This window comes from Bradyrhizobium sp. SZCCHNS2022 (assembly GCF_032377575.1).
In the GTDB taxonomy this organism is placed as follows: domain Bacteria; phylum Pseudomonadota; class Alphaproteobacteria; order Rhizobiales; family Xanthobacteraceae; genus Bradyrhizobium; species Bradyrhizobium aeschynomenes.
In genome coordinates this window covers 4,620,463-4,646,435 of sequence record NZ_JAUHHZ010000001.1, presented here as the reverse complement: position 1 = coordinate 4,646,435, position 25,973 = coordinate 4,620,463, and the positions used below count along the sequence as shown (strand labels likewise).

At 65.8% G+C, this 25,973-nt stretch carries 21 protein-coding genes; 17 read left to right on the top strand and 4 right to left on the bottom strand.

Annotated features, from left to right (window positions below; all coding sequences use genetic code 11):
- Window positions 1–153: 153 nt before the first annotated feature.
- The 4 genes from QXZ94_RS20865 (at window position 154) to QXZ94_RS20850 (ending at window position 12,174) form a co-directional block, all read left to right on the top strand.
- A complete protein-coding gene (locus tag QXZ94_RS20865) occupies window positions 154–831 on the top strand; it encodes a pyridine nucleotide-disulfide oxidoreductase (protein ID WP_315722000.1) in 678 nt (225 codons plus the stop codon).
- A gap of 12 nt (window positions 832–843) precedes the next feature.
- A complete protein-coding gene (locus QXZ94_RS20860) occupies window positions 844–2,202 on the top strand; it encodes a cytochrome c3 family protein (RefSeq protein WP_315721999.1) in 1,359 nt (452 codons plus the stop codon).
- 481 nt (window positions 2,203–2,683) lie between these two features.
- Window positions 2,684–8,917, top strand: coding sequence for a hypothetical protein (locus QXZ94_RS20855; RefSeq protein ID WP_315721998.1), 6,234 nt, complete (start codon window positions 2,684–2,686; stop codon window positions 8,915–8,917).
- 59 nt (window positions 8,918–8,976) lie between these two features.
- The gene (locus tag QXZ94_RS20850) at window positions 8,977–12,174 is read left to right on the top strand and encodes a hypothetical protein (RefSeq protein ID WP_315721997.1); all 3,198 of its coding nucleotides are present in this window, start codon (window positions 8,977–8,979) and stop codon (window positions 12,172–12,174) included.
- A gap of 368 nt (window positions 12,175–12,542) precedes the next feature.
- Here the strand turns inward: QXZ94_RS20850 and QXZ94_RS20840 are convergent, their stop codons facing one another.
- The 3 genes from QXZ94_RS20840 to QXZ94_RS20830 all read right to left on the bottom strand — a co-directional run bounded on the left by QXZ94_RS20840 (window position 12,543) and on the right by QXZ94_RS20830 (window position 14,535).
- Window positions 12,543–13,628, bottom strand: coding sequence for a YeeE/YedE family protein (locus QXZ94_RS20840; RefSeq protein ID WP_315721996.1), 1,086 nt, complete (start codon window positions 13,626–13,628; stop codon window positions 12,543–12,545).
- Between the two features lie 141 nt (window positions 13,629–13,769).
- Window positions 13,770–14,120 carry an ArsR/SmtB family transcription factor gene (locus QXZ94_RS20835; protein WP_172113100.1) on the bottom strand — a complete coding sequence of 117 codons (351 nt, stop codon included), beginning with the start codon at window positions 14,118–14,120 and terminating at the stop codon, window positions 13,770–13,772.
- 25 nt (window positions 14,121–14,145) lie between these two features.
- Window positions 14,146–14,535: a thioredoxin gene (locus QXZ94_RS20830; protein ID WP_315721995.1), complete on the bottom strand. Its 390-nt coding sequence runs from the start codon at window positions 14,533–14,535 to the stop codon at window positions 14,146–14,148.
- A gap of 121 nt (window positions 14,536–14,656) precedes the next feature.
- Between QXZ94_RS20830 and QXZ94_RS20825 the strand changes: the two genes are divergently transcribed.
- Window positions 14,657–15,391: a cytochrome c biogenesis CcdA family protein gene (locus tag QXZ94_RS20825; RefSeq protein ID WP_315721994.1), complete on the top strand. Its 735-nt coding sequence runs from the start codon at window positions 14,657–14,659 to the stop codon at window positions 15,389–15,391.
- Here the strand turns inward: QXZ94_RS20825 and QXZ94_RS20820 are convergent, their stop codons facing one another.
- On the bottom strand, window positions 15,392–16,105 hold the full coding sequence (locus tag QXZ94_RS20820) for a hypothetical protein (protein ID WP_315721993.1): 714 nt from the start codon (window positions 16,103–16,105) through the stop codon (window positions 15,392–15,394).
- Between the two features lie 123 nt (window positions 16,106–16,228).
- On the opposite strand from QXZ94_RS20820, the gene QXZ94_RS20815 reads away from it, so the two are divergent.
- From QXZ94_RS20815 to QXZ94_RS20760, 12 genes are all read left to right on the top strand, one after another.
- Window positions 16,229–16,777: a thioredoxin family protein gene (locus QXZ94_RS20815; protein WP_315726417.1), complete on the top strand. Its 549-nt coding sequence runs from the start codon at window positions 16,229–16,231 to the stop codon at window positions 16,775–16,777.
- Between the two features lie 125 nt (window positions 16,778–16,902).
- Window positions 16,903–17,346, top strand: a complete 444-nt coding sequence (gene soxX / locus QXZ94_RS20810) for a sulfur oxidation c-type cytochrome SoxX (RefSeq protein ID WP_315721992.1) — start codon at window positions 16,903–16,905, stop codon at window positions 17,344–17,346.
- A gap of 20 nt (window positions 17,347–17,366) precedes the next feature.
- Window positions 17,367–17,819: a thiosulfate oxidation carrier protein SoxY gene (gene soxY / locus QXZ94_RS20805; RefSeq protein WP_315721991.1), complete on the top strand. Its 453-nt coding sequence runs from the start codon at window positions 17,367–17,369 to the stop codon at window positions 17,817–17,819.
- A 17-nt stretch (window positions 17,820–17,836) separates the two neighbouring features.
- Window positions 17,837–18,163: a thiosulfate oxidation carrier complex protein SoxZ gene (gene soxZ / locus QXZ94_RS20800; protein WP_315721990.1), complete on the top strand. Its 327-nt coding sequence runs from the start codon at window positions 17,837–17,839 to the stop codon at window positions 18,161–18,163.
- A gap of 33 nt (window positions 18,164–18,196) precedes the next feature.
- A complete protein-coding gene (gene soxA, locus QXZ94_RS20795) occupies window positions 18,197–19,021 on the top strand; it encodes a sulfur oxidation c-type cytochrome SoxA (RefSeq protein WP_315721989.1) in 825 nt (274 codons plus the stop codon).
- 24 nt (window positions 19,022–19,045) lie between these two features.
- Entirely contained in the window at window positions 19,046–20,740 is a 1,695-nt protein-coding gene (gene soxB / locus QXZ94_RS20790) for a thiosulfohydrolase SoxB (protein WP_315721988.1), read from the top strand.
- Between the two features lie 5 nt (window positions 20,741–20,745).
- Window positions 20,746–22,029 carry a sulfite dehydrogenase gene (gene soxC, locus QXZ94_RS20785; RefSeq protein WP_315721987.1) on the top strand — a complete coding sequence of 428 codons (1,284 nt, stop codon included), beginning with the start codon at window positions 20,746–20,748 and terminating at the stop codon, window positions 22,027–22,029.
- On the top strand, window positions 21,968–22,759 hold the full coding sequence (locus QXZ94_RS20780; protein ID WP_315721986.1) for a cytochrome c: 792 nt from the start codon (window positions 21,968–21,970) through the stop codon (window positions 22,757–22,759). Before soxC ends, QXZ94_RS20780 begins: the two co-directional genes overlap by 62 nt.
- A 26-nt stretch (window positions 22,760–22,785) precedes the next feature.
- Entirely contained in the window at window positions 22,786–23,220 is a 435-nt protein-coding gene (locus QXZ94_RS20775; protein ID WP_315726415.1) for a hypothetical protein, read from the top strand.
- A gap of 11 nt (window positions 23,221–23,231) precedes the next feature.
- The gene (locus QXZ94_RS20770; protein WP_315721985.1) at window positions 23,232–24,134 is read left to right on the top strand and encodes an alpha/beta hydrolase; all 903 of its coding nucleotides are present in this window, start codon (window positions 23,232–23,234) and stop codon (window positions 24,132–24,134) included.
- A gap of 9 nt (window positions 24,135–24,143) precedes the next feature.
- Window positions 24,144–24,584, top strand: a complete 441-nt coding sequence (locus QXZ94_RS20765; protein WP_315721984.1) for a DsrE family protein — start codon at window positions 24,144–24,146, stop codon at window positions 24,582–24,584.
- 67 nt (window positions 24,585–24,651) lie between these two features.
- Window positions 24,652–25,752 carry a YeeE/YedE family protein gene (locus tag QXZ94_RS20760; RefSeq protein WP_315721983.1) on the top strand — a complete coding sequence of 367 codons (1,101 nt, stop codon included), beginning with the start codon at window positions 24,652–24,654 and terminating at the stop codon, window positions 25,750–25,752.
- Window positions 25,753–25,973: the final 221 nt, after the last annotated feature.

Sequence of the window (25,973 nt, the reverse complement as noted above, 5' to 3'; positions counted from 1 at the left end):
GCCGTTCCGGTCGTCATCACGGTCATCGTTCTCGGAGCGATTGCCGTCGGCTGGCTGCAGAAGGAGGAGGAGTATATTACGCCGGGATCCGGCACCGGATACTGGCTCGGAATCTACGGCAGCGCCGCGATGCTATCGCTTCTGGCCTATTCGATGCGCAAGCGCTTCAAGTCGCTGCGCGGGATGGGATCGGTGCCGTTCTGGTTCAGAACCCACATGCTGCTCGGCGTCGCCGGCCCCGTGCTCATCCTGTTTCATGCGAATTTCAAGCTGGGAGCGCTCAACAGCAACGTGGCGTTCTTCGCCATGCTGATCGTGGCGATCAGCGGTGTGATCGGTCGGTACATCTATGGCAAGATCCATATGGGCCTTCATGGCGGGAGGGCGCGTGTCAAGGAGCTGGTTGCGGAAGCCGAGGCAATGAGGACGGAGCTCGGTCAGGAGATGCAGGCTGCATCGTTCGTGTCGCGGGAGCTCGCCGCCTTCAGCAAGGGGCTCGACAACAAGGTGCCGCTGACAGCGCTGGGCAGCCTGCGGACGGGAGCGATCATCGCGGCGCGCACGAGGCGGTTGCGTGCCAACGTGGTTGCGGAAGCGCGCCGGCTTATTCGCGCTGAAGCGAAGCGTGCGCGATGGTCGTGGTCCGAGCGCCGGCGCCGCGAGAAACGGATCGAAGCGGTCGTGCGGCGGTACGCTGCGGCCGTGCGGAAGGCCGCTGAGCTGACATTCTTCGAACGGTTGTTTTCACTGTGGCATGTGCTTCATCTGCCGCTGTTTTTCCTCATGCTGCTGGCGGGTCTCGTTCATGTCTGGGCCGTGCATCACTATTGACGGAGTTGCGTGATGCGGTGGCGCCTCGCTGCCCTTGTCGCCCTCCTGGTCGGCGTCGCCATGCTGTCGGTCGGACTTCGAGCGCAGACGTTGCTGGAGAAGCTGGTCATGCCCGGCCCGCTGACCGAAAAGCACGCCAAGCTCGAGAGCGAATGCGGAAAGTGCCACGAAGCCTTTACGCGGAAGGCGCAGTCGGGCCTCTGCCTCGATTGCCACAAGGAGATTGCCGTCGATCGCAGGCAGCGTGAGCGTCTGCACGGACACGACCAGGCGGCGCTGACTCAGGAATGCAGGCAGTGTCACACCGACCATAAGGGGCGAGGGACCGACATCGTCCAACTCGACAAGGAGACCTTCAACCACGACATGACGAACTACCGGCTGGTCGATGCGCACCGGAACGTCCCTTGCGCAGGATGCCACGTCGCGAAGGTGAAATTCCGCAACACGCCGTCGACCTGCTTCGAGTGTCACAAGGCGCTCGATCCGCATCGTGGCCGCCTCGGTGAACGCTGCGAGAACTGCCACACGGCGGTGAAGTGGCGCGCACCAAAGGAGTTCGACCACACGAAGACCCGGTTTCCCCTCGTGGGCGCCCACAAATCGGTCGCTTGCGCGACGTGTCATTCCGGCCAGCAATACAAGGACCTGCAGACGTCGTGCGGCTCGTGCCACCGTCTTCAGGATGTCCATGGCGGCCGCTTCGGCGACAAATGCGAGACGTGTCACGATCAGGACAAGTGGAAGACGGTCCGCTTCAATCACGACAAGACTCGATTCCCGCTGCGGAATGCGCATGCCAAGGTGAAATGCGAGAGCTGTCATACCGGCGACCTCTATCGGGACAAGCTCGCGACGTCGTGCGTGTCCTGTCACCGCAAGCAGGATCCGCATCAGGGCAAGCTCGGCGAGCGTTGCGAGACGTGCCATAGCGATATCGGCTGGCGGAAAAAGCTCTCCTTCGATCATGAAATCACACGTTTTCCATTGATCGGCCTGCACAAATCGGTGCCCTGCGAGGAGTGCCACCGGACTTCGGCCTACAAGAACACGCCGATGGCCTGCGAGAGCTGCCACAAGGATTTCCATCAGGGGAAACTCGGCGGGCGGTGTGCGACGTGTCACAATCCGAACGGATGGCGGCTGTGGCGCTTCGATCACGCGCGGCAGACGCGATTTCCGCTGGTCGGCGTTCATCAGAAGATCACGTGCGAGGCCTGTCACAAGGCGAAGTCGCCGCCGGACCTGAAGCTTCCGATGGATTGCTTCAGCTGTCATCGCAGCTCGGACGTGCACAACGGCACGTTTGGCCAGACGTGCGAGCGCTGTCATGTCGCCACGGGATGGCGCAACGTTCAGATCAGGAACTGATTCGAGCGGCTGCCCGGCCGCATCGGACGTCGGAGATCCCGTCGAGCTGAGATGAGCTCGCAAGAGCTGTCGGCCTCCCCGCAGTTCAATGGCTCGAGCGATGCGCTGCGAGAACCTTGCGAGCGAAGCAGGCCGGAAACCCGACGAGCCATTCAGCTTGAGTTCAGCTTGGCCCAGTTTTGGGCCAGCTTTGCGCGTCTCTGGAAGTCCTGTCGTAGGCGTACCATACGCTGCCTGATCTAGCTGATGACTTAGTCGCCGCTCGATCGACGTAGCGCTGGATCAAAGGAGCAGGGGGCGTTCGGCGTATTCGGTGGCTGGGGAGACATGCCGCCGGGCCGTACAGGAAATCTGCAGAAGCTATTGGATTTGTCGCGGCGACCGTCGATCAGCGAGGCCCGGAAGGTCTCTGCTCGATGAGTCCGATCGCCGTTGCACGTCCGGATCGCGATCGAGTCGAGAGTGAAGATCGGAGTTCGAGTTGGGCAGCTGCTACAGCAAGCTGGGGCTGTTGGGGCGAGCATCGCACCGTCTGGTGCGGTGGCTGCTCGCTGTTATGCTGCTCGCCTTCGTGTTTGCAGGGCAGGCTGCTGCACAGGGATCGTTCGACCATCTCTCGACCGGCTTTCCGCTGACCGGAGGCCATGTCGGGGTGGAGTGCTCGTCGTGTCACGTCGGTGGGCGGTTCAAGGGCACGCAGACGCAGTGCGCCAGTTGCCACAACGGCGCGCAGACAGCGGGCATGTCGGTCAACCACCCGATGACCACGCGGCGCTGCGAGGGCTGCCATCAGACCTCGTCATGGAAGGACGTTCGCGCGCTCGATCATACTCAGGCAAAGGGCTCGTGTACGACCTGCCACAACGGCGTGATGGCACGCGGCAAGCCGAAGAGTCACGTCACGACCACCGCGCCCTGCGATGTCTGCCACAGGTCGACGGCCAGCTTTCGTATCAGAATGAAGATGGATCACGCCGGCATCGTCGCCGGCTGCGCCAACTGCCACAACGGCACGACGGCGCGCGGCAAGTCCGGCAACCATCTGCAGACCAATCTGCCGTGCGAGACCTGTCACACCAGCACGACCAGCTTCGCTGGCGCCGGCTTCAAGCATGCCGCGACCGACACCAATTGCGCGGCCTGCCACAACGGCAAGACGGCAATGGGCATGACGACGCCGCCGCATATCCCGACCGGCACGCTGCAATGCTCGAACTGCCACACCAACACCGCGGCGAGCTTCACCACCTACACCATGAACCACGCCGCAGTGGCGACGGCACGTTGCGACAGCTGCCACAATGGCAGCTTCACCGGCCAAGGCACCAAGGGCGCGCTGGGCACGGCGTCGTACCCGAACCACGTGGCCACCGGCGGCGCCGACTGCGTCAGCTGCCACGCCAAGGCGGCGTCGGGCGGCTTCACCAGCTGGGGCGGCGGCGCGTTCGCTCACAGGGCGACCGACACCAATTGTGCGACCTGCCATAACGGCAAGACCGCGATGGGCATGACGACGCCGCCGCACATCCCGACCGGGACGCTGCAATGCTCGAACTGCCACAGCAACACCGCGGCGAGCTTCACCACCTACACCATGAACCACGCCGCGGTGGCGACGGCGCGCTGCGACAGCTGCCACAACGGCAGCTTCACCGGCCAGGGCGCCAAGGGCGCACTGGGCACCGCGTCGTACCCGAACCACGTGGCCACCGGCGGCGCCGACTGCGTCAGCTGTCACGCCAAGGCCGCGAGCGGCGGCTTCACCAGCTGGGGCGGCGCGGCGTTCAAGCATGCCGCCACCGACACCAATTGCGCGACCTGCCACAACGGCAAGACCGCGATGGGCATGACGACGCCGCCGCATATCCCGACCGGGACGCTGCAATGCTCGAACTGCCACACCAACACCGCGGCGAGCTTCACGACCTACACCATGAACCACGCCGCGGTGTCGACGGCGCGATGCGACAGCTGCCACAACGGCAGCTTCACCGGCCAGGGCACCAAGGGCGCGCTGGGCACGGCGTCGTTCCCGGGCCACGTCGCGACTGGCGGAGCCGACTGCGTCAGCTGTCACGCCAAGGCGGCGTCGGGCGGCTTCACCAGCTGGGGCGGCGCGGCGTTCAAGCATGCCGCCACCGACACCAACTGCGCGACCTGCCACAACGGCAAGACCGCGATGGGCATGACGACGCCGCCGCACATCCCGACCGGGACGCTGCAATGCTCGAACTGCCACACCAACACCGCGGCGAGCTTCACCACCTACACCATGAACCACGCCGCAGTGGCGACGGCACGTTGCGACAGCTGCCACAATGGCAGCTTCACCGGCCAAGGCACCAAGGGCGCGCTGGGCACGGCGTCGTACCCGAACCACGTGGCCACCGGCGGCGCCGACTGCGTCAGCTGCCACGCCAAGGCAGCGTCGGGTGGCTTCACCAGCTGGGGGGGCGGCGCGTTCGCCCACAGGGCGACCGACACCAATTGTGCGACCTGCCACAACGGCAAGACCGCCATGGGCATGACCACGCCGCCGCACATCCCGACCGGGACGCTGCAGTGCTCGAACTGCCACTCCAACACCGCGGCGAGCTTCACGACCTACACCATGAACCACGCCGCGGTGGCGACGGCGCGCTGCGACAGCTGCCACAACGGCTCGTTCACCGGCCAGGGCACCAAGGGTGCGCTGGGCACGGCGTCGTACCCGAACCACGTCGCCACCGGCGGCGCCGACTGCGTCAGCTGTCACAGCAAAGCCGCGAGCGGCTTCACCAGCTGGGGCGGCGGCGCCTTCGCTCACAGGGCGACCGACACCAACTGCGCGACCTGCCATAACGGCAAGACCGCGCAGGGCATGACGACGCCGCCGCACATCCCGACCGGGACGCTGCAATGCTCGAACTGCCACTCCAACACCGCGGCGAGCTTCACGACCTACACCATGAACCACGCCGCGGTGGCGACGGCGCGCTGCGACAGCTGCCACAACGGCTCGTTCACCGGCCAGGGCACCAAGGGTGCGCTGGGCACGGCGTCGTACCCGAACCACGTCGCCACCGGCGGCGCCGACTGCGTCAGCTGTCACAGCAAAGCCGCGAGCGGCTTCACCAGCTGGGGAGGCGGCGCGTTCGCCCACAGGGCGACCGACACCAACTGCGCGACCTGCCACAATGGCAAGACGGCGCAGGGCATGACCACGCCGCCGCACATCCCGACCGGGACGCTGCAATGCTCGAACTGCCACTCCAACACCGCGGCGAGCTTCACCACCTACACCATGAACCACGCCGCGGTAGCGACGGCGCGCTGCGACAGCTGTCATAATGGGAGTTTCACCGGCCAAGGCACCAAGGGTGCGCTGGGCACCGCGTCGTTCCCGGGCCACGTCGCGACCGGCGGCGCCGACTGCGTCAGCTGTCACGCCAAGGCCGCCAGCGGTGGCTTCACCAACTGGGGCGGCGGCGCGTTCGCCCACAGGGCGACCGACACCAATTGCGCGACCTGCCATAACGGCAAGACCGCGCAGGGCATGACGACGCCGCCGCACATCCCGACCGGGACGCTGCAATGCTCGAACTGCCACTCCAACACCGCGGCGAGCTTCACGACCTACACCATGAACCACGCCGCGGTGGCGACGGCGCGCTGCGACAGCTGCCACAACGGCTCGTTCACCGGCCAGGGCACCAAGGGTGCGCTGGGCACGGCGTCGTATCCGAACCACGTCGCCACTGGCGGCGCCGACTGCGTCAGCTGTCACAGCAAGGCGGCGAGCGGCTTCACCAGCTGGGGTGGCGCGGCGTTCAAGCATGCCGCAACCGACACCAATTGCGCGACCTGCCACAACGGCAAGACCGCGCAGGGCATGACCACGCCGCCGCACATCCCGACCGGGACGCTGCAATGCTCGAACTGCCACACCAACACCGCGGCGAGCTTCACGACCTACACCATGAACCACGCCGCGGTGGCGACGGCACGCTGCGACAGCTGCCATAACGGCAGCTTCACCGGCCAGGGCACCAAGGGCGCCATGGCCACGGCGTCGTTCCCGGGCCACGTCGCGACTGGCGGCGCCGACTGCGTCAGCTGTCACGCCAAGGCCGCCAGCGGTGGCTTCACCAGCTGGGGCGGCGGCGCGTTCGCCCACAGGGCGACCGACACCAATTGCGCGGCCTGCCACAACGGCAAGACCGCGATGGGCATGACCACGCCGCCGCATATCCCGACCGGCACCTTGCAGTGCTCGAACTGCCACACCAACACCGCGGCGAGCTTCACGACCTACACCATGAACCACGCCGCAGTGGCGACGGCGCGCTGCGACGGCTGCCACAATGGCAGCTACACCGGCCAGGGCACCAAGGGTGCGCTGGGCACGGCGTCGTTCCCGAACCATGTCGCGACCGGCGGCGCCGACTGCGTCAGCTGCCACGCCAAGGCCGCGAGCGGCTTCACCAGCTGGGGCGGCGCGGCGTTCAAGCATGCCACCACCGACACCAATTGCGCGGCCTGCCATAACGGCAAGACCGCGCAGGGCATGACGACGCCGCCGCACATCCCGACCGGGACGCTGCAATGCTCGAACTGCCACAGCAACACCGCGGCGAGCTTCACGACCTACACCATGAACCACGCCGCGGTGGCGACGGCGCGCTGCGACAGCTGCCATAACGGCAGCTTCACCGGCCAGGGCACCAAGGGTGCCATGGGCACGGCGTCGTTCCCGGGCCACGTCGCGACTGGCGGAGCCGACTGCGTCAGCTGTCACAGCAAAGCGGCGAGCGGTGGTTTCACCAGCTGGGGTGGCGCTGCGTTCACCCACTCCGCTGCCAATACCAATTGCTCCACCTGCCACAACGGCTCGAGCGCGAAGGGCTTGACGACGCCGCCGCACATTCCGGTGACGGGCGTCCAGTGCTCGAACTGCCACAGCAACACCGCGGCGAGCTTTGCGACCTACACAATGAGCCATGCCGCCGTGCACGCGACGCGCTGCGACAGCTGTCACAACGGCTCGTACCGGAGCCAGGGCCGCAGAGGAGCGCAGGGGCCGGATCACAGCGCCAAGACCCAGGATTGCGGCTGCTGCCACGTCCGCGCCGCCGCCAACTTCTCCAGCTGGGACGACGACCCGCAAAAGCCGGCGGCGGGTTGCTCCACCACGGCGAGGTCGGTGGTTCAGGCCCAGGCTCCGGTCGCAAAGGCGGTGACGCCGGCCTCGACCGCCAACCGCACCATGACGGCAGCGACGATTCCCGATGCCGCACCGGGTGCGAGCGCTGCACCAGCTGCATCGCAGGCCGCAGCTGCGACCAAGCCCGCTGCATCATCCAGCTCGACGCTCCTGTTCAGCAGCAAGCCGCTGGCGAATACGGCTGCGACGTCGACGGCCGCGACGACCGGCTCAGAAGCGGGGAGCTCGGCCGCGGCGCCAGGCCTCTCCAGATCCGAAAGCTCCGCGAAGCCCGGCGGTGTGGTGGCCGCTGTGCCGCAGCCGCCGAGCTCGCTGCCGCAAACGACGTCCGCTCCCACCGCGTCTGTACCGAATGATCTGCGCAGCAAGCTCGCGCCTCCGATCGGTGCCGCCGGCACCGACTCGCCGGAGGCGAAGAACGCGGGTCGGCTTCCGTCGCTGCTGCCGACGTTCAGCCCGAGGGCAGGACTTGCCGGGCCGAGCGCCCCAGAGCCCGGCGCGCGATTTAACCACATGACCGCGCAGGGACCGTGCGCATCCTGCCACAACGGCATGAATGCGCCTGGAAAGCCGCCGAAGCACCTCGCGACGAATGCGCCGTGCGAGACCTGCCACAAGAGCACGACGACGTTCAGCGGCGCCCGCTTCAGCCATGCCGGGACCACGGCGGCCTGCGCGAGCTGCCACAACGGCATGACTGCGAGCGGCAAGCCGCCGAAGCACGTCGCGACCAGCGCACCGTGCGAGACCTGCCACAAGAGCACGACGACGTTCAGCGGCGCCCGCTTCAGCCATACCGGAACGTCGGCGGCCTGCGCGAGCTGCCACAACGGCATGGCCGCGGGCGGCAAGCCGCAGAAGCACGTCGCGACCAACGCGCCGTGCGAGACCTGCCACAAGAGCACGACGACCTTCAGTGGCGCGCGTTTCAGCCACACCGGGACGATGGCAGCCTGCGCCACCTGCCACAACGGATCATCGGCCAGCGGCAAGCCGCCGCGTCACGTGGTCACCAGCGCGCCCTGCGAAAGCTGCCACAAGAACACCGTGTCGTTCTCGGGCGCACGGATGGATCACGCCAGCCTGACGGCGCCGTGCGCCAGCTGTCACAACGGCTCCAACGCCACCGGCAAGTCGCAGAAGCACTTCGTGACCAACGTCCCCTGCGAGAGTTGCCACCGGACGATCAGCTGGAGCTCGGTGAACTACCGGCATATGTCGGCAAGCTATCCGAACCATAGCGCGGCGATCGGCTGTACCGCCTGCCACAGCGGCAACTCGCAAGCCGTCCCCTTCAAGTTCGCGGCCTACAGGCCTGACTGCGCCGCCTGTCACGCGAATGATTTCCGGCCGCAGCAGCACGCCAAGCTCCTGAAGCCGGCACCGATGAACTACACCGTCGCCGAGCTCAAGGACTGCACCGGCGCGTGCCACATCTATGCTGACAAGTCGCAGACCGCCATCGTCACCCGCCGCCAGCGGCAGCACCGGGTCAATGGAGGCGGCTGGTGATGCGCGGCCGCTTCAGAATGGCCGCGGCAGCGAGGTCGCCCCGAGGGGCGATCATCCTGTTGACCGGCCTGCTCGCGATCCTGCTCGATGGCGCCCTTGGCGCTGCACCGGCCCAGCCGGTCATCGATCAGTTCGTCGCCAGCGCGAATGCCACGACGGTCGGAAACTGCAGCCTCCTGCGGGTCAATTTTCACGTCCGCGTCCGCTACACCGGGCATTTCCCGCTCGACCAGGGCAGCCAGCTCAGTGTCTCGCTGCAACTGGTCGATCGGGACGCCGTCACTGCGCGGCGCCTGGTCAGACGCGAGGGTGTGCGTGTCGACAACGCCCAGGGCTCCGGCATCCAGGACGTCTATCTGACGCTCGATCAGAACCGAGGACCGATCCTCGTCGTCCAGTTTGGCGGCGAGTTCACCTACCAGATCGTGCAATCCGGCAGCTTCGAGCAGGTGGCGATCGTCATTGCCCGGAAGGGCCCGGTGTCGGCCTGCAAGGTGAAGGCCCTGGTGCCGAGCGTGGCCGCTCCGGAAGCCCCGCAGCCGGCAGTGATCCCCGGTGCGGCGGCGTCGGTCCGCAACGACAATCGCTCGATGCAGCAGCCCTCCGCGGCGGATATCCGGTTTGCGGAGGCGTCGATGGACGAGGCGCGCGCATCGATCAAGAAGGGCAATTTCAGCGCCGCGATCGATCTCCTGAGGAAGGTGCTGAAACTTCCCGAAAACGGTTCGAGCGCCGAGGCGCAGGAGCTGCTCGGCGTCGCGCGCCAGAAGGCCGGCCAGACCGCCGCCGCCCAGGCCGAGTATGAAGACTATCTGCGCCGCTATCCGAGCGGCGAGGGCGCCGAGCGCGTCAGACAGCGGCTCGCCGCGCTTCTCACCGCGACCAGCAGCGCGCCGGCGCGGCCGCGCGACATGCCTGCTGCCAACCCCGACATGGGAGCGGATATGCCGACCAAGGCGGCAGGGCCGAACGGCGATACCCGCTGGTCGATGTCGGGCAGCCTGTCGACGACCTTCATTACCAACGACACGACCAGCGCCGTCAAGGACAGGGCGATCGCGCCGAACCCGAATGCCGATCCCGACGCGCACCGTGTCCACCAGAACACGCTGCTGACCAATTTCGACTTTCTCGGCACCGCCGACAACGATCGCATCAGGACCAAGTTCAGGCTGGCTTTCACCCATGAACGCCAGTTCGATACCGGAAACGACAAGTACGGCGTCTCGACCGCGCAGGTCGACTACACGCTCAAGGAAGCCGATGTGACGTTGCGTCTCGGACGCCAATCCCGCAACACCGGCGGTGTGATCGGACGTTTCGACGGTGCGGTGCTGAGCTGGCAGAAGAGCCCCGGCCTGCGCCTGAACGTGCTTGCGGGCTCGCCGAACTGGAGCCGCTTCGACGCACCGTTCAAGGACGGCAAGACGCTCTATGGCGCAAGCATCGACTTCGGCAAGATCCTGGGCGGGCTCGAAACCACCGTCTACCTGATCACGCAATACGACCGCAACATCGTCGACCGCCAGGCCATCGGCGCCGAATTCCGCTATTTCGACGCCAATAAGTCGCTGCTCGGCCTGATCGACTACGACACGCATTTCCGCGCGCTCAATGCGGCCGTGTTCTCGGGAACGTATACGTTCGAGGACAAGTCGGTCGTCAACGCCTCGTTCGATTATCGGCGGGTGCCCTTTCTCTCGACCTGGAATGCGTTGCAGGGCCAACCCTTCCTGACGCTCTACGACATGATGAAGTTCAACACCGCGGGCGAGATCAGGCAGCTCGCGATCGACCGGACGCCGACGTTCCAGTCGGCGATGGTGAGCTATTCGCGGCCCTTGAACGAGACCTGGCAGGTCGCCGCCGATGCCACGGTCACCAATCTGACCGGCACGCTGCCGTCCGGAGGCGTCGACGGCACACCGGCGAGCGGCCTCGAATATTATCTGTCGGCTCAGCTGACCGGGAACGGCATCATCAAGCCGGGCGATCTGTTCATGGGCGCGCTGCGCTACGCGAGCCTGGCGGATTCGAAGTTCTACGTGCTGGATCTCGCCACGCGCTATCCGATCACGCCCGATCTCTCCATCAGCCCGCGGCTGCGGGCGGGGTACAGGTCCGGGACCAAGACCGACCTGAAGGAGTACACGATCCTGCCGTCGCTGCTGGTCAGCTATCTCTGGTCGAAGGAGATCAGCCTGGAAACGGAGATCGGGTACCGGTTCGTCGACAGCACGCTGGCCAACGTCAAGACGACGACCAAGGATCTGTTCGCGACGGTCACGTTGCGGCGCGACTTCAACGCCGACGGTGTCACCAAGTGCAACGCCTCGATCGTCAGTTGCGCCTGGGCCAGGCCCGCAGCGTTGCAAGGCGGGCAGGGGGCGGGCTCGGGCGACATGCCGTTGCAGTCGCGTGCGTCGATCATGCCGTCCTACATGCTGGAGACCGGCGTTCGCTACTGGTTCAGCTCGGGCCAGAATCGCTATCGCTATTTCGCCGACCAGGCCGCCACGCAGCAGGTCTCCCGGCTCGCCTATGGCGGCATGACCGGGCATAGCGGCGAGATGTTCTTCAGGGTCGATGCGCTCGACGGCCCGTTCACCAACATGTTCCTGAAGGGCTATATCGGTACGGGCAAGATCAGCTCGGGCACGCTCGTCGACGAGGATTTCGCTCCCTTCGTCAATCCGTCATCCAAGACCGTCAGCAATGTCGGCGGGCGGCTGCAATACGCGAATCTCGATGTCGGCTTCAACCTGCTGGAAACCGATCGCTTCCGGTTTGGCGCCTTCGTCGGCTATCAGTATTGGACGGAAACCGTCGATGCGCGCGGCTGCACCCAGGTGGGCGGCAATCCGGTGATCTGCAGTCCAGCGCTGGGCGCCGGCGTCAAGGTGGTGACCGAGCAGGATCGGTGGCACACCGGACGGGCGGGTGTCACACTCGACACGCGGCTGTCGGATCGGCTGAACTGGCAAGTGGAGGCCGCTTATGTCTGGACCTCGCAGAACGCGATCGACACGCACTATTTCACCTTCGGTCGCGATCCTGCTTCGGGACAAGGAACCGGCTTCCAGGCCGAGACCGTCCTGAACTATCAGCTGACCGACAACTTCCGGATCGGCATCGGTGGGCGTTGGTGGCATCTCAGCACCAATGCCGTCGACTCGTTCAATCAGGTCCTGAGATACACGACGGAGCGTTACGGCGTGTTCGTCCAGGGCTCCTACCAGTTCAACCGGGCAAGATAGCAGGCAGGGCGTCGATCATGGACGATCAGGCGCAATCGTCCGGCCCTCTTGCCCGAATATGACGGGATGTTCCGCGATGCGCTGGATCGGCTGCATCAGGGCGGCGCTATCGTGCCACATGCGATCTGGCATTCGGGCGAGGCAAGCGCGAGGTCGCGATCTGGTGTCCGAACGACTATCTGGGCATGAGCCGGCACCCGATGGTGATCAGTGCCATGGTCGATACAATGTGAGCCTGGGTACGCGGGCCGATTGCTTCGAGAAACCCTTGCTCACCGGGCTTCGCCTCGTGCTCGGTCTGACGCGAGCGACGATCTCCGTCGCCGAGGGCGCGCGAGGGCGATGCGCCGGTCAGGCTTTGTCGTTCATCACGGGTGCATGCGCAGCAGGTTCAGGAGCGCGGGCCGCCATTCGCCGGTCATCGTGTATTCGAGCCCAAGGCGCGCGCCGCAGGTGATTGCGAGCATGGTCAGCGGCGCCGATAGCGCGAGGGTCGAGAATGCGGACAGGCCTTGGCCGATGGTGCAGCCCATCGACATGATGCCGCCGGTGCCCATCAGCAGCGCGCCGACCATGTGGCGCTTCAGTTCGCGAGCGTCGTCGCAGGCTTCCCAGCGAAAGACGCGCGAGAACGTTGCCGCGACGAAGGACCCCAGGATGACCCCCGCGACCGAGCCGATCGCAAAGTCGGCGTGGCTGCCGGAAAGCGTGGCAATGTACAGCACCGTGTTGCCGAGCGGGGCGACGAAGCTGAGCGAGGTTACCCGCTCCGGGTCGAAATCGTCGTTGCCCAGCCATCCGGTTGCGAACCAGCCAAAGGCGACAGCGCCGCCGACGGCTACTCCCGACAGCATCAGCCGCGGCGATTTCACCAGCCGTCCATCGGCCAGCGCCCAGGCCGCAAGCGCCACCGCCGTGACGGACACGATCGCGGGCCGGGCATATGACCCGAGCGCAAGGGACAGCAGCGTGTCCATGCCCTGATTCATCGCCTCCGGCAGATGCACGGACAGCGGCTCGATCAGACCCACGCGCATGAATCCGATGAGACCGCGCATCGCCGCCAGGGCGGACACGCCGAGCACGAGAAAGACGACGATGGCGCGCAGATCACCGCCGCCGATGCGAACCAGGGTCCCGAAGCCGCAGGTGCCGACCAGCGCCATGCCGATCCCGAACAAAAATCCGCCCAGGATGGCGCCGCCGAGCGGAATGGTGGAGGTCAGATAGATCGAACGGGAGAGATCGACGAGGCCGAAGCTGGCGAGCAGCTGGGTCGCGACCAGCGCGATGGCCGCAGCCAGGGCAAAGGATTTGAGGCGCCGCGTGTCGGCGCCAAAGAAGGCGTCCTCGAGCATCGCGAGCGTGCAGAATCGACCTGCGCGGCCGGCGACCCCGAGCACGGCGCCTGCCAACAGCCCGCACATGAACGTCAATGCTGACGGACCGAGCATTCCTCCCCGACGTCCTTGTTCGTGTCCGGGCACTCTGCGCCAGGATCGCCGGCGAAGCTAGACCCTCTTGCAAAGCCCGCTGTCGGCGTTCGAGCCCGATTGCCGGATGCGGCCGTCGATCTTCGCAGCGCAGAGCGACGCTCAGCGGCGGCGCTTGCGGACCGGCTCGCAGAAGACGTCATAGATCGCGGTCAGGATCTTGCGAACGTCCTCGCTCGCCAGACTGTAATAGATCGTCTTGCCGTCGCGTCGCGTCGTGACCAGCCGGTCGAGCCTGAGACGGGCGAGCTGCTGCGAGACCGTCGACTGCCGTTCGCCGAGGAACTGCTCGAGTTCGGTGACGGATTTTTCGCCTTCGGAGAGGATGCAGAGCAGCAGCAGCCTGGACTCGTGGGACAGCGCCTTGAGCATCTCGCTGGCCTCTCGCGCCTTCTCGATCATCTGCTCGAGCTCGGCGGAGGTCTCGATATCCTTCAGATTCGGCAGCGGCATGGATTCTGGATCCCTCGATTGTCCGTCAGGAGCGGGTTTGAGCCCCGCTTGTAACATTCACGATGCGGCCGAGCAGCCCAAAGAAGAACGCGTCGCCCGGATAGCCGCGGATCCGCCCGACCTCGCGGCCCTGATCGACCACAACGAATGTCGGTGTGAATGCGCCGGGATCGATGCCGGCGAGATCGGCCGGCAGCGGCTGGGTCAGGTCGACCCGCCGCAGGGGAAGGCTGCGCCCTTCGTCGGTTTTGGCATAGATCGGCGCGATCTCGGCATTGAACCGGGCGCACCAGCCGCAGCCCGGACGCTCGAACATCACGAGTTCGGAAGCGAGGAGAGGCGACGACTGGCACAGTACGGCGACCGCGACCGATGCCAATATTGCCAACCCGCGCGCCGTGATTTTACCGGACATGCCGCCATCCTCTCTGGACTTGCCGGTCAATCTATCATTAAATTCGAATATGTACTAGTGCGCGATTTCCGAAGCCTGCGCTGCAGCTCGGGCACGCAGCACGGGCTGCCCGGGAGGAAAGATGGATCTCGACGTCACGCTCGGCGCAGCGCTCGCCGCCGGCCTCCTGTCCTTCCTGTCTCCCTGCATTCTGCCGCTCGTCCCGCCGTTCCTGTGCTACATGGCGGGCGTCTCGGCGGCCGACACGATCACCGAGACCAGCAGAGCGCAGCGGCGGCGGACGGTGCTGACCGCGCTGTGCTTCGTCGGCGGCTTTTCGCTGGTGTTCGTCGGTCTGGGTGCGACGGCCTCGGTCTTCGGTCGCTTCATCGCCGGCCATCTCAGCCAGCTCGGCATCGTTGCCGGCCTCGTCATCATCACGATGGGACTGCATTTCCTCGGGGTGCTCAGGATTCCCTTGCTGTACCGAAGCGCGACGATCGACGTCGGCCGCAAGCCGGCCGGCCTGCTCGGCGCGTTCGTGATGGGGCTGGCCTTTGCGTTTGGCTGGACGCCCTGCGCGGGGCCGGTGCTCGCCGCCGTGCTGATGATGGCCAGTGCGGAGGCCACCGTGGGAAAGGGCGCGCTGCTGCTCGCGGCCTATTCGGTCGGAACCGGCATCCCGTTCCTGATCGCGGCGGCCTTCACGGGACAGTTCATGACCATGCTGAAGGGGATCAAGCCGCATCTGCCGCTGGTCGAGAAGACCATGGGCGGCTTTCTCGTCCTGACCGGTGTCGCCTTTCTCGCCGGCGTGATCCCGCTTCTGTCGGAATGGATCTTCGAACGCTTTCCCTCGCTCGCTACGATCGGCTGATCAGCCGAAGCGGAAATCCAGCAGGTTGACGAAGGACTGCAGCTCGATCTCGTAGCGATGCACGAGGCCGGTGTCACCCTCGTGCGCGGCGCGACCGATGTTCTGCGCGCTCGTGGCGGCGCCGTCGATCAGGCGGCGGAATTCGGCCTGGCCGGCAATGTCGGGCGCGGCGAGGCCGTTGCAGCGCTGCAGTTGCGCGCGCAATGCTTCGCCGGCCCGGTTGACCTCGGCGGCCGTCGCCCTGGCTGCTGCAAAGTCGGCCGCGAAATGGTGCAGATCGTCCATGGCAGGCCGTAGCTCGAAGACGCAATCGCCGAGCTCGACGACGCCTGCCTGTTGCCGCAGCACATGCAGCGCCTGCCGGACCGCTGCAATGTCCGCCGTCGCCGTCGCGCCATCGCCCGCTGAGAGCGAAGCGTCGGCCTTGCGGAGCCGGTCGTCACCTTCTCTGAGCAGATCCTTCAAGGACTTGGCAGAGTAGGGCGCCGGCTGATCCTTGATCCGGCCGAGCGCGGTCCAGGCGCGGCGCGCATCGTCGAGCTCGATCTGCGCCAGAGCGATGTTGCCGGTTCGCCCATAGCTCGCCGCGGTCCGAAGGCTAGCCATGGCCGACTGCATGACGGCCGCCATCCCCGCGCTCTCACCGGCCGTTGCATGGACGGTGCAGCCGACACTTGCAAGGACGACGGACAGCAGGATGGCGCGGCGCAGCATCGAATGTCCTTTTTCACATTCTGTTATTCGAATATCATGTATCGAACTTTCACCGACTTGGCAAAGCGCGCGGGCAGGCCCATGACCTCGAACAGAACGATGTCGCGTCGCGACCTGGTTGCAATGCTGCCTGCCGCGGCGGTGCTCGGCGCCGTGCCGATGCCGGTGCGAGCGGACGCGGTGCTCGGCGACGACGGGCTCTATCATCAGGCGTGGTTTCTCAACAGCTTCCTCGATCTCCGTGAAGATCTCGAAAGCGCGGCGTCGGGAGGCAAGCGGCTCGCGGTGATGTGGGAGCTGCGCGGCTGTCCCTATTGCCGAGAGACCCATCTGGTCAATTTCGCCGACCCTGCCATCACCGAGTACATCCGGGCGAACTTCGAGATTCTTCAACTCAATCTGCTCGGCGCCCGCAGGGTGACCGACTTCGACGGCCAGGAACTCACCGAGAAGGAGCTCGCCGAGCGCTACGCGATCCGTTTCACGCCGACTTTCCAGTTCTTTCCGCCCTCTGCCGACGGCGTTGCAGCCAAGGAGCCGCTCGTGCGCGAGGTGGCGCGGGCCCCGGGCTATCTGAAGCCGCCGCACTTCCTCGCGATGTTCCGCTTCGTGCGCGACAAGGCCTATGAGCGCGGCACGTTCCGCGACTATCTCGCTTCGTCCAAAGGTTGAGTGCGCTGCCGCATCGAATTCGTCTTGACACCAATCACATTATCAAATCATAATTTGTGAATATGATGGACCGTAAGTCCTTATCATCAGCAGGCGAGGGGAAGCCTCGTCGTCAGGGTGGAAACATGCGCCGTTTGATTCCGGCTGCCTTGTTCTGCGCGTTGCTCTCGGCAGCAGCGCGAGGCGATGAGCCGATCAGGCTCGATGTCGTCGACTACGCCATTCCGAAATCGCTGACGGGCGCGCCCGGCAATGCCGACGCCGGCAAGAAGGTGTTCCTGACGCGGACGCTGGGCAATTGTCTTGCCTGCCACCAGGTCACGGCGCTGAAGTCCGAGGATTTTCATGGCGAGTTCGGCCCATCGCTCGACGGCGTGGCCGGTCGCTACAACACGGCGCAGTTGCGCCTCATCGTCGCCGATCCCAAGCGAATCTTCGCCGATACGGTGATGCCCGCCTTCTACAAGAACGACGGACTCAATCGGGTCAGGCCGGAGTTCGTCGGCAAGTCCGTTCTCACGGCCGCGCAGGTCGAGGACGTCGTCGCCTTTCTCGAAACATTGAAATAACCGCCTCTGGAGGATGATGCATGGGCGCAATCAACAGACGACAGGCGTTCCTTCTCGGCGGCGGTTTCGTCGCTTTGACGGTGCTGCCGATGGCCGCCAACGCCGAGCCGAGCAATGACGCGGCCGAGATGATCAAGAAGTTCACCGGCGGCAAGGACGCGGTGAAGGGCAAGATCACGCTCGATCTGCCCGAGATCGCCGAGAACGGCAACACCGTGCCGCTCGCGCTCACGGTCGAAAGCCCGATGACCGCCGAGAACTACGTCAAGGAGGTGCTGTTCGTGGCCGACGGCAATCCGAATGCCGGCGTCGCGACGCTGATGTTCACGCCGATGTCCGGCAAGGCCGAGGCGTCGATCCGCATCCGCCTGGCGCAGACCCAGAACGTGATCGCGGTCGCCAAGATGAGCGACGGCTCGCTGTTCACCGAGCGCAAGACCGTCAAGGTCACCATCGGCGGCTGCGGCGGCTGAGACAGGGGAGAGAAGACATGGCAGACAAGCCGCGGATCAAGCTTCCGAAGGAAGCCAAGAAGGGCGAGATCATCCAGATCAAGACGCTGGTCTCGCATCTGATGGAATCGGGCCAGCGCAAGGATGCGCAGGGCAAGCCGATTCCGCGCAAGATCATCAACAAGTTCACCTGCGAGTTCAACGGCAAGCCGGTGTTCTCCTGCGTGCTGGAGCCGGCGATCTCGGCCAATCCGTACATCCAGTTCGACGCGAAGGTCGACGAGGAAGGCACGTTCAAGTTCGCCTGGACCGATGACGACGGTTCGGTGCTGACGGCCGAGGAAAAGATCGCGTTGAAGGCCTGATCGGCAGCGTGCCATCGCTAGGAGGAGTGACGGATGTCCATTCGCTACGGTTCTCTCGCCGTCCTGGCTTCGGCCGCGTTGGCCCTGTCGGCAGTCGCGACGTTCGGCCAGGAGGCGGAACGGAAGGGCATTCCGGCGCCTCCCGGCCACGTCTTCAAGACCATCATCTCGGGCTATCAATTCCGCACCAAGGAAACGCGCGCGCTCCAGGATGACGACCTGGAGAATCCGGGCTTCCTCGCGGTCGAGCGGGCCGCCGACGTCTGGAAGACGGTCGACGGCGGCGAAGGCAAGTCGTGCATGAGTTGTCACGGCGAGGCCGAGAAGACCATGAAGGGCGTGGGCGCGGCGATGCCCAAATGGAGCGAGAAGCTCAACAAGCCGGTCAATCTCGAGCAGCAGATCAACATCTGCCGCACCGAGCACATGAAGGCGCAGCCCTGGGCGTTCAAGTCCAAGGAACTGACGGACATGACGACCTTCGTCCGTTTCCAGTCGCGCGGCATGGCGGTGGCGGTGAAGACCGACGGTCCGATGTCGCCGTGGTTCGAGAAGGGCAAGGAGATCTACTACACCAGGGTCGGCCAGCTCGATCTCGCCTGTGCTTCCTGCCATGAGAAGAACAACGGCAAGTTCATGCGCGCCGATTTTCTCAGCCAGGGGCAGACCAACGGCTTTCCGACCTACCGGCTGCGCGATCAGCGCCTGGTCCCGCTGCACGAGCGTTTCGAGGGCTGCATGTTCGACGTGCGCGGCGTGCCTTACAAGCCGCTGTCGGATGAGTTTCTGGCGCTCGAGCTCTACGTCGCCTGGCGCGGCATCGGTCTGCCCGTCGAGACACCGTCGGTCCGCAACTAGCCGCGGACACAAGGAAGACACATCATGATATCGCGTCGCGAATTCGTTCAGGTCGCATTGGCGGCGGCTGCCTTGACGGGCGGCTCCGGGCTCGCAGGTACGACCCGCGCCTTTGCCCAGCAGAAGCTGACCGAGAAGGAGCTGCTGGCGTTCGATCCGGTTGGCAACGTCACGCTCGTGCATGTGACCGACATCCACGGCCAGCTGATGCCGCTGTATTTCCGCGAACCGTCGACCAATCTCGGCGTCGGCGACGCCAAGGGCCAGCCGCCTCACGTCACCGGCAAGGATTTCCTCACCCGCTTCGGCATCGCGCCGGGCTCGTCGTCGGCCTATGCGCTGACCTCGGAGGATTTCGAGGCGCTCGCCAAGACCTACGGGCGCATCGGCGGGCTCGACCGCGCGGCGACCGTCATCAAGGCGATCCGCGCCGAGCGCGGCGACAAGGTCGTGCTGCTCGACGGCGGTGACACCTGGCAGGGATCATGGTCGTCGCTGAAGACCCGCGGCCAGGACATGATCGACTGCATGGCGCTGCTGAAGCCCGATGCGATGACCGGGCATTGGGAGTTCACCTACGGCACCGAGCGCGTCAAGCAGGCGGTGGATGCGCTCGGCTTCCCCTTCCTTGGCCTCAACATCCGCGACACCGAGTGGAACGAACCGGCGTTCGAGGCCTCGACGATGATCGAGCGCGGCGGCGTCAAGATCGCGGTGCTCGGCCAGGCCTTCCCCTACACGCCGGTCGCCAATCCGCGCTGGATGATTCCGAACTGGTCGTTCGGCGTGCGCGAGGAGGACGTCCAGACTCAGGTCGACAAGGCGCGCAAGGACGGCGCCGGCCTCGTCGTGCTGCTGTCGCATAACGGCTTCGACGTCGACCGCAAGCTGGCCAGCCGCGTCAAGGGGCTCGATGTGATCCTGACCGGCCACACCCATGATGCGCTGCCCGAAGCGGTCAAGGTCGGCAAGACGCTGCTGATCGCGTCGGGCTCTTCCGGCAAGTTCGTCTCGCGGCTCGATCTCGACGTTGGGGATGGCGAGGTGAAGGGCTATCGCTACAAGCTGATCCCGCTGTTCTCCGACGTGATCACGCCGGATCCGGCGATGGCGGCCAAGATCGCCGAGGTGCGCAAGCCGTTCGCCGCCGAGCTCGCCCGTCCGCTGGGACGCACCGAGACGCTGCTGTATCGCCGCGGCAATTTCAACGGCACGTTCGACGACCTGATCTGCCAGGCGCTGCTGCAGGAGCGCGATGCGGAGATCGCGCTGTCGCCGGGCTTCCGCTGGGGCACCAGCGTGATGCCGGGCCAGGACATCACCTTCGAGGACGTCACCAACGCCACCGCGATCACCTATCCTGCCGTCTACCGCATGGGCATGACCGGCACGCGCCTGAAGGAAATCATCGAGGACGTTGCCGACAACCTGTTCAATGTCGACCCCTATTATCAGCAGGGCGGTGACATGGTCCGCATCGGCGGCATGTCCTACGCGATCGATGTCAACAAGCCGCAGGGGCAGCGCATCTCCGACATGCGCCTGATCAAGACCGGCGCCGCGATCGATCCGTCGCGCGAATATCAGGTCGCGGGCTGGGCTAGCGTCAACGAGGGCACGCAGGGTCCGCCGATCTGGGAGGTCGTGTCGAGCTATCTGCAGCGCCAGAAAACCGTGCGTCTCGAGCCCAACCGGGCCGTCAAAGTCTCCGGAGTGTGACGACGATGTCCAAGGACAAATCACTTTCCTCAGTCCCGCGCGCGTCGCGCCGCGGCTTCCTGACCGCCGCTGGTGGCCTCGCGGCCACCGCGCTGGCCTCGCAGGCCCGAGCCGGCGCTGGCAATCCCGCCAACCAGCCGCCGAACGTGCCGGAATGGACGCGCACGCTCGGCGAGGGCGTCGCCGTGCGCCCCTACGGCAAGCCGTCGAAGTTCGAGAAGGACGTCGTCCGCCGCGACGTCGAATGGCTTACGGCCTCGCGCGAATCCTCGGTCAGCTTCACGCCGCTGCACGAGCTCGAAGGCATCATCACGCCAAACGGGTTGTGCTTCGAGCGCCATCACGGCGGCGTCGCCGAGGTCGATCCGGCCGATCACCGGCTGATGATTCATGGCTTGGTCGAGCGGCCGCTGCTGCTGTCGCTCGACGAGCTCAAGCGCTACCCGCGCGTCAACCGCATTCACTTCATGGAATGCGCCGCCAACTCCGGCATGGAATGGCGCGGCGCCCAGCTTAACGGCTGCCAGTTCACGCATGGCATGATCCACTGCGTGCAGTACACCGGCGTCTCGCTGCGCACGCTGCTGGAAGAGACGGGCGTCAAGCCCAGCGGCAAATGGCTGCTGGTCGAGGGCGCGGACTCCGCGTCGATGGATCGCAGCCTGCCGATCGAGAAGGCGCTCGACGACTGCATCATCGCCTACAAGATGAACGGCGAGGCGCTGTATCCCGAGCAGGGTTACCCGATGCGCCTGGTCGTGCCGGGCTGGCAGGGCAATCTCTGGGTCAAGTGGCTGCGCCGTATCGAGGTCGGCGATCAGCCCTGGCACACCCGCGAGGAGACGTCGAAGTACACGGACCTGCTGCCGAACGGCAAGGCGCGCCGCTTCACCTGGTCGATGGATGCGAAGTCGGTGATCACGAGTCCGAGCCCGCAGGCGCCGATCAAGCACGGCAAGGGGTTTACGATCGTCTCGGGCCTGGCCTGGTCGGGCAACGGCAAGGTCAAGCGGGTCGACGTGTCGCTCGATGGCGGCCGCAACTGGTGGCCGGCGCGGATCGACGGCCCGGTGCTGGATAAGGCGCTGACGCGCTTCTACTACGAGTTCGACTGGAACGGTGAGCCGTTGCTGCTGCAGTCGCGCGTGCAGGACGAGACCGGCTACGTCCAGCCTTCGAAGGCCGAGCTGCGCAAGGTCCGCGGCTACAACTCCATCTACCACAACAATGGCATCCAGACCTGGCACGTGCAGGCAAATGGTGAGGTCGAGAATGTCGAGGTCGCCTAAGCTGATCATTGCAGCCGCGCTCGCCACCATTGCGGGCTCGGTCGCGCTCGCCGGTGGTCCGACCGAGAAGATCGCGGCCAAGACCGAGGCAAAGACCGAGGCAAAGACCGTCGCGAAGACTGAAACCAATGCGCCGCAGCGCTTCAACATCGGTCGCGCGCCGACGGTCGAGGAAATCCGCGGCTGGGACATCGACGTGCGGCCGGACGGACAGGGTTTGCCGGCCGGCAAGGGCACGGTCGCCCAGGGCGAGAAGCTGTTCATGGACAATTGCGCCAGCTGTCACGGCGAGTTCGGCGAGGGCGCCGGCCGCTGGCCGGTGCTCGCCGGCGGCAAGGGCTCGCTCACCTCGGACAATCCGGTCAAGACGGTCGGCTCCTACTGGCCCTACGCCTCGACGCTGTTCGATTATGTCCGCCACGCGATGCCGTTCGGCAGCCCGCAGTCGCTGAAGGTCGACGAGTACTACGCGCTGGTCGCCTATGTGCTCTATCTGAACGACGTCATCACCGATCAGAACTTCGAGCTGACCGACAAGAATCTCGCCACCATTAAGATGCCGAACGAAGGCGGGTTCATCATGGACGATCGGGCTGCCAGCGAGAAGGCGTTCTGGCAGAAGGAGCCGTGCATGACGAACTGCATCGCGCCGGTCAAGATCACCGGACGTGCGACCGCTGTCGACGTGACGCCCGAGGACAAGGACGGCAAGCCGCGGGGCGTCGAGTGACGAAGGTCGGATGCAGCCGCCGCCAGATGCTGTTGGCGGCCGCATCCGTCGCGCTCGCCGCGAGCGGGGCCGCTTCGATTGCCGCCGCGGCAGAGCCGCATCGGCTCGCGCTGCAGATCAGCGATGAGGATCCGGCCAAGATGCGCGCGGTGCTCGACGTCGCCGCCAATGTCTCTCGGCACTATTCGGGCGAGGGCGACGAGGTCGAGATCGTGGTGGTGGCGTTCAATGGCGGCCTCGACATGTTGCTGGCCGACCGCTCGCCGGTGAAGGAGCGGGTGCTCGGCTTCGCCAAGTCGATGCCCAATGTGAGCTTCATCGCCTGCGGCAACACGTTAGAGACGCTCGCGAGCAAGGAGGGCCGGCAGCCGTCGCTGCTCGCCGGCGTCACGGTGGTCAAGACCGGGGTCGCGACCCTGCTGGAGCTGTCGGAGAAGAACTGGACGATTGTGCGTCCGTGAAGGAATCTGCGATGCGGTGGTGGCTCGCTCTTGTCGTCTGTCTCTCTGCCTCGGTCGCGCTGGCCGCGGAGGAGCCGCGCGAACTGGTGATCGGCGGCCGCACGGCGCTCGGCACGCTCAGGCTGCCGGCGCGGTCGGCGCCTGATGTGCCGCTGGTGCTGATGACGCACGGCACGCTTGCCCACAAGGACATGGAAACCATCCAGGGCCTGTCGAAGGCGCTGGCGGAGCGTGGCATCGCCTCGCTCGCGCACAACCTCGTGCTCGGGCTGGATCGCCGCACCGGCATGTACGATTGTGCGAAGCCGCATGACTACGCGCCGGATGATGCGATCGAAGAGATCGCTGCCTGGCTCGCCGAGGCGCGCCAGACCTCGTCGCGCATTTTCGTGCTCGGGCATTCGCGCGGCGCCAATCAGCTCGCACGCTATCTGACTGCCAATCCGAAAGCCGCCATTGAGGGCGCGATCCTGCTGGCGCCGGCCACCGTGGGCATCGAGACCAGCCTGAAGGCCGCCTATGCGGAGAGTTATGGCCAGCCCCTGGCGCCGCTGCTCGACAAGGCTGAAGCTGCTGTGTCTTCGGGCCGTGGCGGCGAGTGGATGTCGGTACCGGGTTTCATCTATTGCCGCGACGCCAAGGTGACCGCGCGCGCCTTCGCTGCGTTCTACCACGCCGACCGGCGCCAGGACACGGCGGCGCTGATCGCGGACGTCAGAGTCCCGGTCCTGGTGCTAGCGGCCGCGGAAGACAAGACCGTCCCGGACGTGGCCGCATCGTTCGCGCCGCTGGCCGCGCGCGCCGGCAGTCGTGTCCGGCTGGAGACGATCGATGATGCCGATCACTTCTTTCGCGATCTCGCCGCCGAGGATGCTGCGGATCGCATCGCAGGATTCATCGCAGCCGCGCGTTAGGAGTAGCCCATGGAACGACGATCTTTGATGCAAGCCGGTCTTGCCAGCCTGTTCGGAATGATAGGTGTCGGCAGTGCTCAGGCCGCGACCGAGTCTCCGCGCCAGCGCGTCGCCTATCATCTCGCCGATCAGGACCGCGCGCTGTTCGTTCTGGGCAACCTCCAGAACCACGTCGATGGCACCGGCGGGCCGGGGCGCGCCGACATCCGGCTGGTGATCCACGGACCGGGTCTGCGCGCCTTTCACGCGATCTCGGCCGACCAGACCATATCGGCTCTGGCTGAGCGGCTGATGAAGGCCGGCGTCGGCTTCGAGGCCTGTGCCAACACCATGAAGGCGCAGGGGGTGAAGCTCGACGATCTCCTGCCCGGCTTTGCAGTGGCGGAGAAGGGCGGCGTGGTGCGCCTCACCGAGCTGCAGCAGAGCGGCTATGCCTATCTGCGCCCGTGACGGGCGCGTGCGTCCTTGCCGATGCCGCCGGTGCGTTGAGCGGCGGACCTGAACTACGAGAGCGCCCGTGCTCACCGCATTGATCGACCTTCTGGGTGAGGAGCTGGTGTCGCTGCTGGGCGGGCTCGCGGTCGGCGGCGCGTTCGGCTTCTTCGCCCAGCGCAGCCGCTTCTGTCTGCGCGCAGCTACCGTCGAGTTCGCGCGCGGGCAGGGCGGTCCGCGGCTGGCGGTGTGGCTCCTCACCTTCGCTTCGGCGCTGCTTGGCACCCAGGCGCTGGTGGCGATGGGCCTGCTCGACGTCTCGGAAGCGCGCCAACTGGCGCAGCAGGGCAGCATCTCCGGCGCGATGATCGGCGGCATCCTGTTCGGCTGCGGCATGATCCTGGCGCGCGGCTGTGCCAGCCGGCTTCTGGTGCTCTCCGCCAACGGCAATCTGCGGGCGCTGCTCTCAGGCTTGATCTTCGCGGTGACGGCGCAGTCCGCCTATCACGGCCTGCTCTCCCCGTTGCGTGAGTGGCTCACCAATCTCTGGCTCGTCGATGGCGGACCGTCGCGCGACATCATGAGCGTGTTCGGCGGCGGCACGCCGGAGAAGCTCGGCTTCGGCATGCTCTGGTTCCTGGCCGGTCTCGCCGCGGTGTCGAAGTTTCAGGTCGGTGCCAAGATCCTGCGCTCGGCCGTTGGCGCGGGCGTCGCAGTCGCCGCCGGCTGGCTGCTGACTTATCAGCTCGGGCAGGCCTCGTTCGCGCCGGTGCCGCTGAAAAGTCTGACCTTCAGCGGCCCTTCCGCCGAGCTCCTGATGCAGGTGCTCGCCAGCCCGCAGCTGAAGCCGGGTTTCGACCTCGGCATCATCCCGGGCGTGTTTATCGGTTCGTTCATCGCCGCCGCGCTGGCGGGCGAGCTCAACCTCGAAGGCTTCTCGGACGGCCGGGGCATGCGACGTTATCTGATCGGCGCCGTTCTCATGGGATTTGGAGCGATGCTGGCCGGCGGCTGCGCCGTCGGAGCCGGCGTGACCGGGGCATCGGTGTTCGCGCTGACGGCCTGGATCGTGCTCGGCGGCATGTGGCTGGGTGCGGGCGTGACCGACCTCGTCGTCGACCGCTGGCTGTTCGCGGCCAAGCCAGTGCAGAGTCCGGTTCAGTCGTCCTCCGTCATGCCTTTGTGAGGCATCGTCCGGAAGCGAGACTGCTTCTGCCAGGCGGCGTCGGGAATGCTGGGTCCGAAGACCCCGTCTTTGCGTCGTTTACGCAGGAGCGTACATCGCATCGTCCGCGGCTCGCCCCGAGCAGTGCATGCCGATCAACTATCAACGGGACAATGACGTTGATAGATCGCAGTCCGGAGATCCTCGCCGTTAACCAAATTTGCGAAGGTCGGGTGTTACCG